The sequence below is a fragment of the Undibacterium umbellatum genome (genome assembly GCF_014284125.1).
GTDB classification, from domain to species: Bacteria; Pseudomonadota; Gammaproteobacteria; order Burkholderiales; family Burkholderiaceae_D; genus Undibacterium; species Undibacterium umbellatum.
On the sequence record NZ_JACOFX010000008.1, the window covers coordinates 216548 to 227179 of the forward strand.

The following is a 10632-nucleotide window of genomic DNA, read 5'->3' on the forward strand; positions in this document are numbered from 1 at the left end:
TTGGCAAAATTGCGCATTAGACACTAGGATATTCTTTACAAATACCGCAATAATCAACACAATCCGTTTTGTATAGTGAATTGGAAGATTGATGGCCGCACAAAATAACGCACCTCTGCCAGATGGACTGGAAATCGCCGGATATCGCATTGTAAAGAAAATTGCGTCCGGTGGCTTTAGTATTGTATATCTGGCTTCTGATGAAGATGGCAACGCAGTTGCAATTAAAGAATATTTGCCAAGTTCCCTGGCATTACGCCAACAGGGCGAGCTGGTTCCGGCTATTTCCAATGAAAACCTGCCGATTTATCGGATAGGTTTGAAGTGTTTCTTTGAAGAGGGGCGTGCACTGGCACGTATCTCTCACCCTAATGTGGTCAGTGTTATCAATTTTTTCAGGGCCAATGAGACCGTCTACATGGTCATGGCTTATGAATCTGGCCGCTCACTGCAAGAACATATCCTGCGCCGTCGCGACAAAGGTGAAAAGCCGTTGGTGTCAGAACGATTCATTCGTCGTATGTTCAACCAGGTCATGAACGGTTTGCGTGAAGTGCATACCAATAAATTGCTGCATCTGGACCTGAAGCCTGCGAATATCTATCTGCGTTTGGACGGCACACCGATCTTGCTGGATTTTGGCGCAGCCCGTCAAACCCTGAAAACCGACATCCCCAAGCTCTACCCAATGTATACTCCTGGTTTTGCCGCGCCAGAGTTGTATCTGAAGAATGGCAATCTTGGTCCCTGGACTGATATATACAGCATTGGTGCCTCGATTTTTGCCTGTATGGTTGGTGCGCCACCACAACCCTCAGATCAGCGCAAGACCAGCGACAAGATGGAAGGGCATTATCGCAAGCTGGAAGGTTTATACTCCACAGAACTGATCGAGGTCGTACGCTGGTGCCTGCAACTTGATCCACTGGAGCGGCCGCAAAGTGTATTTGCCTTGCAAAAAGCCCTGGCTATTCAGGCGCAGCCACAGCGCGAATTGACTTTCATAGAGAAAATGACATTGAAATTCAAGACCCTGATTGGCAGTGGCAAGAGAAAGAAAGTAGAAAGCGACCATACCACGATACAGGAAAGCACCCTGAATTGAATGCCGCTTTTGGCCAAAACCCTGGGTAACCTATATTGGTTTATCCTTTGTTTTGTTTATATTAATAGTTTTCATAAGTTTTTAAAATCTCATGCGTTTTTCCGTTTATCAAGAAAGTCATATTGGTGGCCGCAAGGTTAACCAGGATCGGATGGGGTATAGCTTTACCCGCGATTCGATTTTGCTTTTGCTGGCGGACGGCATGGGTGGTCATATCATGGGCGAAATGGCCGCTGCCATCGCCATGCAAACCATAGGCAATTTGTTCCAGCAACAGGCTCACCCTATGATAGGACGGCCTGAGCGCTTCATGGAAGACAGCTTCTTGGCTGCCCATCAAGAGATACATCGTTACCGCGCCATCAATAATTTGCCGGAAACACCGCGTACCACCATCGTTGCCTGCCTCATACAAAATGGCTATGCCTATTGGGCGCATTGTGGTGATTCACGCTTGTACTGGATGCGCCAGGGGCAGATTTTATTGCGTACCAAGGACCACTCCCGTCTGGAAACTCTGATTGCCCAAGGCAAAGTCGATCCTGCGGAAAGACATACCCATCCTGACCGCAACAAGTTGTTCAACTGCCTGGGCGCTCCCAACGCACCTATCGTTGAATTATCGCGTCGTGCTGTTTTGCAGCCTGGCGATTTGTTATTGCTGTGTTCTGATGGCCTGTGGTCAGTCTTGCCTGACCATATGCTGGCCCAGCGCCTTCATGATCACACCATCGTGCGTGCGGTGCCCGAGTTGATACGCTCAGCTGTCGATATCGCTGGCAAGCAAAGCGATAACGTCACAGCCCTTGCCATGATGTGGGAAGGCGATGATCGCATGGATAATTCCACCATCATCTCTACCAATACTTTACCTATCGGCTCTGTTACCACTACCATACAGGCACCAATCGATGCTGAAATGGAAGTCACAGACGGCGATGTTTTCAATGATGCGGAAATTGAAAAAGCCATAGCAGAAATTCGCAACGCGATACACAAATCATCACGCATCACTTCTAAGAATTAAATCATGTCAAACTCATTTCGCCCTAGTGGGCGCGCACCGGACGCACTGCGTCCGGTGGTTATCAGCCGCCATTTTACCAAGCATGCCGAAGGTTCTGTCCTCATCGAATTTGGTGATACCAGAGTCATATGTACAGCCAGTATCGAAGATAAAGTCCCAGGTTTCCTAAAAGGCAAAGGACAAGGCTGGATGACTGCAGAATATGGCATGTTGCCACGCTCCACTCATAGCCGCATGGACAGGGAGGCTGCCAAGGGCAAGCAATCTGGCCGCACGCAAGAGATCCAGCGTCTGATAGGGCGCTCCCTGCGTTCTGCCTTTGATCTTGAAGCCTTTGGCGAGCGCACGCTGCATATTGATTGCGATGTCATTCAGGCTGATGGTGGCACCCGTACAGCATCCATCACTGGTGCCATGGTTGCCGCATACGATGCGTTTTCCAAACTGGTAGAACGTGAACTCATCCCGCGTGTACCACTCAGGCATTTTGTTGCTGCGATTTCGGTGGGGGTATATCAGTCACATCCTGTACTGGATCTTGATTATCCTGAAGATTCACAATGTGACACCGACATGAATGTCGTCATGACAGAGCACGGCCACTTTGTGGAAGTGCAGGGAACGGCGGAAGGTGAAGCGTTTGACCGCATGACAATGAATACCTTGCTCAATCTGGCGCACGACGGCATCACTGACTTGATCGCCTTGCAAAAAGAAGTATTGGGTTTGCAGGTAAGCTGATTGTAAGCATAAACATAAGTACAAGCATGAGTAAAAACCAGAAAATAGTCCTGGCTTCGAATAATCAGGGCAAGCTCAAAGAGTTTTACCAGATATTGTCGCCGCTGGGTATAGACCTCAGGGCGCAATCTGAATTTGAAGTGCCGGAGGCTGAGGAACCATATCCCAGTTTCGTGGAAAATGCCCTGACCAAGGCCAGACATGCATCCCGCCTGACAGGCTTGCCAGCACTGGCCGATGACTCCGGCATCTGCGTCAATGCCTTGCAAGGCTCGCCGGGCGTGCTTTCTGCCCGCTTTGCAGGTGAGCCCAAGTCTGATTTGCGCAACAATCAAAAACTCATCGCAGATTTGGCTGGCGTAGCAGACAAGTCGGCCTATTATTATTGTGTGTTGGTGTTTGTGCGCTCAGAGTTTGATCCTCAGCCTGTGATTGCTGACGGTGTCTGGGCAGGTGAAATTATTGCGGATGCCCGTGGTGACAATGGTTTTGGCTACGATCCTCATTTTTTCATTCCCAGTTTGAACAAGACTGTGGCCGAACTCGCAGCAACAGAAAAGAATCAATTGTCGCACCGTGGGCGAGCCTTGCGCGCCCTTGTAGAAAAACTGAAATGATACCCATCAAGCCCATAGCGGCAAGCCAGCCTGTACAAAAAAAATCACCGGACTTATCGAATATCCCCGGTGATGTGGCCAGCCAGTATCTTGCACCAGGTAGTCTGAACCTGACCCAGTTGCCGCCGCTATCGCTGTATATCCATTTCCCCTGGTGCGTGCGCAAATGTCCTTATTGCGATTTCAATTCGCATGAAGTTAAAGGCAGCTTTGACGAATCAGCCTACCTGGATGCCATGCGCGCCGATCTTGAGGCTGCATTGCCTCTGATCTGGGGGCGCAAGATCTACACCATCTTCATCGGTGGCGGTACTCCCAGCCTGATGTCGGCGGCAGGTCTTGATCGCTTGCTTTCAGACCTGCGTACGCTGTTGCCACTGGATGGCAACGCAGAAATCACCATGGAAGCCAATCCTGGTACTTTTGAAGCAGAAAAATTTCGATCTTATCGTCAAAGCGGCATCAATCGCTTATCTATAGGCATACAAAGCTTCAACTCCAAACATCTGGCAGCTTTGGGACGCATTCATGATGGTGACGAGGCACGTCGCGCGATAGAAATCGCACAGGCGAATTTTGACAATTTCAATCTCGACCTGATGTTTGCCTTGCCAGGTCAGACGCTGGAAGAAGTCAGGGAAGATGTGGAAACAGCTATCTCTTTCGCGCCGCCGCATCTGTCGCTATACCACCTGACGCTAGAACCAAATACCTATTTCGCCAAATTCCCGCCAGCCATACCCGATGATGACCTGAGCGCAGAAATGCAGGATATTATTCACGGTCGCATGGCGGCAGCAGGCTTTGGCAATTATGAAGTCTCCGCCTACGCACAAGCGGGCAGGGCATCAAAACATAATCTGAATTACTGGAACTTTGGTGATTACCTCGGCATAGGTGCTGGTGCGCATTCAAAAATCTCCTTCCCACATCGTGTGATACGCCAGGCGCGCTATAAGCAACCCAGGGCCTATATGGATGCAGTTGCCAGTGGTAATTGCGTGCAAGAGTCGCTTGAAATCCCAACGGATGAAATGGGTTTTGAATTCATGTTGAATGCACTGCGCTTGCAGCAGGGTTTCAAGGTCAACCTGTTCCAGGAACGCACAGGCATGTTGCTCAACACAATAGAAAAAGAACTATTGATTGCAGAGCATAAAGGCTTGCTTTATCGCGATCATGAAATTATTTGTCCTACGCCATTGGGCAAGCAATTTTTAAATGACCTGCAACAAATTTTCCTTGGTGGCGACTAAGTCAAGCACCTGCATTAATCGAGAGGCATAACATATTTGCTACTTGTCTTATTGGTGAAATCTAAAATATCTTCTATGCTGATAGGTAGCTAGCAGTGTTTGCACGATCTGCTGCAAAATCACCAGTACAGCAATTTAGCGCCCATTTTCCGATAATTGTGTCAGATAGCTCCAAAAAGCATCAAAAAACCTCACCTGCCGCTTTAAATTGTGTTGCAATTGGTTAATTCCCAAACTAATATCTGTACCAATTTTTGTAACAATTTAAGTCCGTTTTTTATGACACTGGCCCGTGGAATTGGCACTTTTTTGCCTGTAATGAATAGCAAGCAACAATTGCTTGCCCTACAAGCTGACTTTGGCGCTTTGCCTGTCAGTGAAGTGATTGGCATCCTCCAGTTTTTGCAAGAAAAAGAAATTTTCGCCAAACTCACTGGCATTTCAGTTTTGATCGGGGTTCCAGATCCAGTTCTTGTGCCGGCAGACATTGATACGCGCTTGCCTTTGGCGCGCGTACTGTTCTCTGTGCCCTCCAGATCGACAGACGATAAAGATACACAGTCCAGGCTCAAGTATTTCAGCTCTCATGGGGCACGTGTCGTTATTGATGATATTGAGACCAATGCCATCTGGGAGGGTGCAAAAGAAATTAGCGTTGACTGCAGCAAAGACATTCCAGCGCATGTCAAACCCTTGATGATACGTTTGCATGGCGGCAATCATATAGCGCAAAACTTGCCAAATTCAGCTTTGCTGGCGCAAGCCGATGAAGCTGGCTTTAAGTGGTTCTCAGGCGATTATGCATTTAATCCACCTGTCCACAACAAGGCCGCAGATGCAACAGCCAGGACCCGCCTGCTCAAGCTGTTGGGTTTGGTTGCTCGCGATGCCGAATCGCGAGAGTTGGAAGAACTATTCAAGCAGGATGCGACACTCTCATTCATGCTCTTCAAGCTGGTCAGTTCCGCTGCCTTTGCACAAACCGTGCGCGTATCCAGCTTTGGTCAGGCCATTAATTTGCTAGGGCGCAGGCAATTGCAAAGATGGCTGCAATTATTGTTGTACGCCCGCCAGCAAGATCATCATGGTGGGTTAAATCCTTTAATGCCACGCGCTGCTTTTCGCGCCAGCCTGATGGAAGCAATTTGCCTTAAACGTGGCGGCAGTAAAGATGAACTGGATTGTGCCTTCATGGTTGGTATGTTTTCCTTGTTGGATAAATTGTTTGGCAATCCTTTGATTGAAGTCTTGCAACCACTGAACCTGAATTCTGAAGTGTTGAGCGCTTTGCTGCAAAAGATAGGTGCCTTGGGCAAGAGCCTGGATCTGGTCGAGAAGGCTGACCGGCCATACAAGGACTTTACTCCTGGCTTGATTGAGGAACTTGGCTTGAGTGCCGACGATTATTATGAATGCGTGATCACCGCCTATGCGTGGGTTAATCAGGTTTGTCAGGACATGTAGATGACCAGACTGCCTGCGATAGATGAACTGGAAGTCGGTGCCAGCCTTGGCGAGGCAGCATTGTGCCTGCAAGGTGAAGAACTGGACGCCGCTTTAAATCGCATAGTCAAAGAAGTTTTCCATGGTGCTGATGCTGCATTCAAACACGGGAAGATCGATGCGCAAAAAGCACGCGACGACGTGTTATGCATGACATCGCCTGAAACCTATTACATCTTGTCCGGAAAAAAAGGGCACATCAACGAAGCCGACCTCGCAAAATTAAATACACTTGCCAGCCTCACGGCCAAGTTATTTTCCAGACGTGCCCAACTTGACCAGGAAATGCAGGCATCTGCCCAGGCCCAATGGCAACAGACCCAGATCATCGATCAAATCCATGAATCTATTGTGACCATGGATCTGGCAGGCTTTATCCTGAGCTGGAACCGTGGTGCAGAAAAGCTGTTTGGCTATGCTGCGCAAGAAGTGATAGGCAAGAACATCCTGTTTCTGTATGACGGTGAAGATGAAACTGGCATGAAAATGTATGACAGTTTCCTTGAGCACGGCGGTCGTGAAATGGAAGTGCGCCGCAAGAAAAAATCAGGTGAGGTTTTCTGGGCCAGCCTCAATCTTTCTCCCTTGTGTGATGCCCAGGGTTTGCCCATAGGCATCATAGGCTACCTCAGCGATATCACTGCACGCAAAGAAGCAGAACAAAAGATTAATCACCTGGCTTATTACGATGGCCTCACCAACTTGCCCAACCGCAGCCTGTTCCGCCAACTGGTTGATAATGCGCTACTGCATTCACAAAGAAATAACACCAGTGCCGCCATCATCTTCCTGGACCTGAACCGCTTCAAACTCATCAACGACACCCTGGGCCACGATATTGGCAATGAATTGCTAAGCCAAGTCGCCGCCAGGTTTTTGCTTACCTTGCGCGAGAACGACATCGTTGCCCGTTTAGGTAGCGACGAATTTGCCATTGCCGTGCTAGACATCAACCAGCATTTTCATGCCAGCCTGGTGGTACAAAAACTCTTGCACACCCTGAATGATGCCTTCATCGTCTCTGGACATGAGTTGCGCGTCGGTGCCAGCATAGGTATCAGCGTCTTCCCCCAAGATGGTAACGACGCCAATGTCTTGCTGCAAAAAGCCGACATTGCCATGTATAAGGCCAAGCATAGTGCAGGCAATGTATCTGGCAGCTTTGTTTTTTACAGCGACAGCATGAACCAGAGTATCGCTGGCAGGCTGTATCTTGAATCCAGCATGCGCAAGGCCCTAGAAAACCAAGAATTCTATTTACAGTACCAACCCAAAGTTGATATACAAAGCGGCAAAATCATCGGTGCTGAAGCCTTACTGCGCTGGCAACACCCGGAAAAAGGCTTGATCTCCCCGGCAGAATTCATCCCCGTCGCAGAAGAAACCGGCCTGATCCTGCAAATAGATGCCTGGGTACTGGAAACCGCCTGTGCCCAGGCCAAGGAATGGCAAGACAGCGGCATAGCGCCATTCCGCATCGCAGTCAATGTCACAGCAAGAGAGTTCACCAACAGCCTGCCGATGCGCATTAAGGAAGCATTGCAACGCTATCAGATTTCACCTCAATGGCTGGAATTGGAAATCACCGAAAGCATGCTCATGCACAGCACGCAGAGCGTGATTGCCATCATGGAGCAAATCACCGCCCAGAACGTCATCCTGGCGCTCGATGATTTTGGCACCGGCTATTCCAGCCTGTCCTACCTAAAGCGATTCCCGATAGACACGCTTAAGATAGATCGTTCCTTCATCCTCAACATCCCGACGGACCAGAACGACTGCGCCATCGCCAGCGCCATTATCATGATGGCCAAGCAGCTCAAGCACAAAGTCATCGCCGAAGGCGTAGAAACCCGCGAACAACTGGCTTTTCTCATCAACGCCGGTTGCGACGAAGTGCAGGGCTACCTCTATTCCCGCCCCGTCAGCCCCCAGCAATTGATTGCTTTACTGGATAAAAACTTCCATTTCGACATTTGAGCCTTGCTCATGCCCGTCACTCAGGTTATACTATCAGGCTCGGAAGCTTGGCAGAGCGGTTGAATGCACCAGTCTTGAAAACTGGCGAGGTGTTATAGCCTTCGTGAGTTCGAATCTCACAGCTTCCGCCAACGAATACGAAAAAGCCCTTGATAATCAAGGGCTTTTTTATTTTCAGCAATTATTATTGCCCGGCCGCCAAGCGTTCAAAATGCGCAAATTGGTCTGAGTTGCGGAGACGATCTCCGCAACCCCCGTATTTATCGGGTCGGTTTGACCTCTTCACCGATACGGCGATACACTTTTTCTGTGATCTGTTTGTCATTATGTCCAAGCAATTTGCTGGCATCGTGCAAACTCGCGATTTCGCTGGCCGCTTTTGATCGAATATCCCTGAATTGAAACTTTTCAATTTTGCCAGCAAGGTGCTCATTTCCATCAAGCCGGGCTTTTTCCGCTGCAGACGACCTGGCCTTCTCAAAACGCAAGCGTAAGGTCCATTTGTTCAAAGGCTGATCCTGTTCCGTAGTAACAATATAAGATTTGTTAATGCGGTGCGGCCGTGCAAGAATCTGATCGAGGGCAAGGCCCAGCTCCGAACGCACGCCATTGATATCAAGCATGATCCGTAAAAATTTCTTGGTTTTGCCTTGTTTGACATGCAGTGCACCGTCATGAATATCAGTCTCCAGCATGCGCAGCACGTCGCCTGGTCGTTGACCAGTTAAATAGGCCATATCCATCGCATCACGTAACTCGAAGGAGGCGAGGGCGTATACAGCCTCCCATACATCCTTTGAAGCGTAAAAATCCCTGGGCTCCTCCTTATTCTTGCGCACTCCACGGCAAGGGTTTTCTTGTGCGGTATATCCCCATTCTCGCGCAATGTTGAAAATATGCGACAACAACGCCAATTCCCTGTTTGCGCGGATCTTCGCCGTTCTCACGTCTCTATAAGCAGCAATCATTTGCGGCGTAATAGCATCAATAGGCGCTGAGTCGAACACTTTACGCAATTGCCTTATTGAGTCAGCGTTGTCTTTCTGAGTGCTTCGTGCCTTATCCGGCAAGATAAACCGCTCATAGCGGTCAAAAATATGACACATCAGGCCAGTTTCAACCGGCGCAGCAACACACTCCAGTTCAGCCCATTTCCGCTTGGCCTCGTTCAAGTCCTTACCCAAAGGGATTTCCAATCGCTTACCGACTTCATCGCGCCCGTTGTAGTAATAACTTGTCCAAAGTTTGCCACTCTTCAGCTTCTTAGTTCGTTTTAGCATTTTTGGTGGCAATGTCCGCGACGTAGTTTTTGGTCTCATAGTAAAAATCAAGATAATTTAGAAAAATCAGGCACCCAAGGCGCTGCAGGCGCAAAACTGGCAGGATTCACGCCCGCCAGCTTCAAGCGTGCATACAAGCGGCCAACGACTGGCTCCCCGTTCCGCTTCAAGTGATAAACCCAGCCATTACTTTTAAGCCAGGCTACCTGGTCGTGCCGGCGCGTGCAGCCGGTGATACTTGCCAGCTCATCGCTGGTCAACGTCTCCGACTCCACCTTTGTTTCAAAAATTGAACTCATATAAATCAATCAACGAGGTGCAAAGCCATTGTCAGCAAGGCCATCAGCCACCTTCAGCGCACCTTCCTGCATCAAATAGGCTTCATCAATACTGACTGCAAGCTGTTTAAATTCAGAAAACCCGATACGCTTAAAAAACTGCGCCAACGCCTCAGCCTGATCCGCATTCATGTATGAAGTAATTTTCACCGTTCTCATTTCACTGCACCCCCACGTTTTCATTCACGATTACTTCCACTGTTTCAGCATCGATACCCAACAGCCGGGCAACTTCATCAAAGCGGGCCGCGTTGGCCTTGCCTGGTGCATAGGTGATAGCGAACACCTGCAAAATCCGATGTTTAGCAACAATCATTTGCCACCCCTCACAGGGTTCACGGTAACGCCACAAGCACCAAAAAAATCATAGACAGCGTCGAACACCGCGCAGGCCTCCTGGGCGATAGCGAAGTATTGAAACTCGCCCAGCTCTGTTTTTACTTTGACTCGAAAGCTCATATTCGGTCCTTTCAATAGTTATTTGTCGCGCTGGAAAATCCAGCATCTAACGGTTGTTGCCGGTGTGGCGATTGGTGACTGTGTGTTCCGTACAAGACTGTAGATAGGCTTGTTAGCTTCGATAAACTTGCGCCGTGCGCTCGTCTTCAGCACCTTTTTCAAGTCGCGCAATGGCGGTACTTGCTGACGTTTCTCTGTTGCCACCTGCAGGAAATGATTCAGATTGACTGCAATCAAAGACGGGTCACGCGAATGATTCAAGATCGACATATCCCCGTTATCCAGATAATCAAACGCCTCCCAGAATTCCTGCACGAGCACATGGT

General features: G+C 49.1%; 12 protein-coding genes, 1 tRNA gene and 1 pseudogene. 8 read left to right on the forward strand and 6 right to left on the reverse strand.

Annotation, left to right across the window (positions count from 1 at the left end; all coding sequences use genetic code 11):
- The first annotated feature begins 91 nt into the window (after positions 1 to 91).
- From H8L47_RS16605 to H8L47_RS16640, 8 genes are all read left to right on the forward strand, one after another.
- Positions 92 to 1105: a serine/threonine protein kinase gene (locus H8L47_RS16605; RefSeq protein ID WP_186954695.1), complete on the forward strand. Its 1014-nt coding sequence runs from the start codon at positions 92 to 94 to the stop codon at positions 1103 to 1105.
- A gap of 91 nt (positions 1106 to 1196) precedes the next feature.
- On the forward strand, positions 1197 to 2132 hold the full coding sequence (locus H8L47_RS16610) for a PP2C family protein-serine/threonine phosphatase (protein WP_186954696.1): 936 nt from the start codon (positions 1197 to 1199) through the stop codon (positions 2130 to 2132).
- 3 nt (positions 2133 to 2135) lie between these two features.
- Positions 2136 to 2873, forward strand: coding sequence for a ribonuclease PH (rph, locus tag H8L47_RS16615; protein WP_186954697.1), 738 nt, complete (start codon positions 2136 to 2138; stop codon positions 2871 to 2873).
- 26 nt (positions 2874 to 2899) lie between these two features.
- Positions 2900 to 3490, forward strand: a complete 591-nt coding sequence (gene rdgB / locus H8L47_RS16620; protein WP_186954698.1) for an RdgB/HAM1 family non-canonical purine NTP pyrophosphatase — start codon at positions 2900 to 2902, stop codon at positions 3488 to 3490.
- On the forward strand, positions 3487 to 4746 hold the full coding sequence (gene hemW, locus H8L47_RS16625; RefSeq protein WP_186954699.1) for a radical SAM family heme chaperone HemW: 1260 nt from the start codon (positions 3487 to 3489) through the stop codon (positions 4744 to 4746). The genes rdgB and hemW overlap by 4 nt, the downstream gene beginning before the upstream one ends.
- A 318-nt stretch (positions 4747 to 5064) precedes the next feature.
- Positions 5065 to 6210: an HDOD domain-containing protein gene (locus H8L47_RS16630; protein ID WP_186954700.1), complete on the forward strand. Its 1146-nt coding sequence runs from the start codon at positions 5065 to 5067 to the stop codon at positions 6208 to 6210.
- On the forward strand, positions 6211 to 8229 hold the full coding sequence (locus tag H8L47_RS16635; protein WP_186954701.1) for a putative bifunctional diguanylate cyclase/phosphodiesterase: 2019 nt from the start codon (positions 6211 to 6213) through the stop codon (positions 8227 to 8229). It abuts the gene before it with no gap.
- Positions 8230 to 8270: 41 nt separating this feature from the next.
- Positions 8271 to 8360: transfer RNA gene (locus H8L47_RS16640), tRNA-Ser, on the forward strand.
- Positions 8361 to 8489: 129 nt separating this feature from the next.
- Here H8L47_RS16640 and H8L47_RS16645 read toward each other — a convergent pair.
- The 6 genes and pseudogenes from H8L47_RS16645 to H8L47_RS16670 form a co-directional block, all read right to left on the reverse strand.
- On the reverse strand, positions 8490 to 9509 hold the full coding sequence (locus tag H8L47_RS16645) for a tyrosine-type recombinase/integrase (protein WP_222616568.1): 1020 nt from the start codon (positions 9507 to 9509) through the stop codon (positions 8490 to 8492).
- Between the two features lie 47 nt (positions 9510 to 9556).
- Positions 9557 to 9808, reverse strand: coding sequence for a DUF4224 domain-containing protein (locus tag H8L47_RS16650; protein WP_186954703.1), 252 nt, complete (start codon positions 9806 to 9808; stop codon positions 9557 to 9559).
- A 9-nt stretch (positions 9809 to 9817) separates the two neighbouring features.
- Positions 9818 to 10030, reverse strand: a complete 213-nt coding sequence (locus H8L47_RS16655; RefSeq protein WP_230413782.1) for a DUF7706 family protein — start codon at positions 10028 to 10030, stop codon at positions 9818 to 9820.
- Entirely contained in the window at positions 10008 to 10163 is a 156-nt protein-coding gene (locus tag H8L47_RS16660; protein WP_186954704.1) for a hypothetical protein, read from the reverse strand. The genes H8L47_RS16655 and H8L47_RS16660 overlap by 23 nt, the downstream gene beginning before the upstream one ends.
- Positions 10160 to 10306, reverse strand: coding sequence for a hypothetical protein (locus tag H8L47_RS16665; protein WP_186954705.1), 147 nt, complete (start codon positions 10304 to 10306; stop codon positions 10160 to 10162). The genes H8L47_RS16660 and H8L47_RS16665 overlap by 4 nt, the downstream gene beginning before the upstream one ends.
- Before the next feature lie 18 nt (positions 10307 to 10324).
- Positions 10325 to 10632, reverse strand: a pseudogene (locus H8L47_RS16670) (bifunctional DNA primase/helicase); the annotation flags it as partial.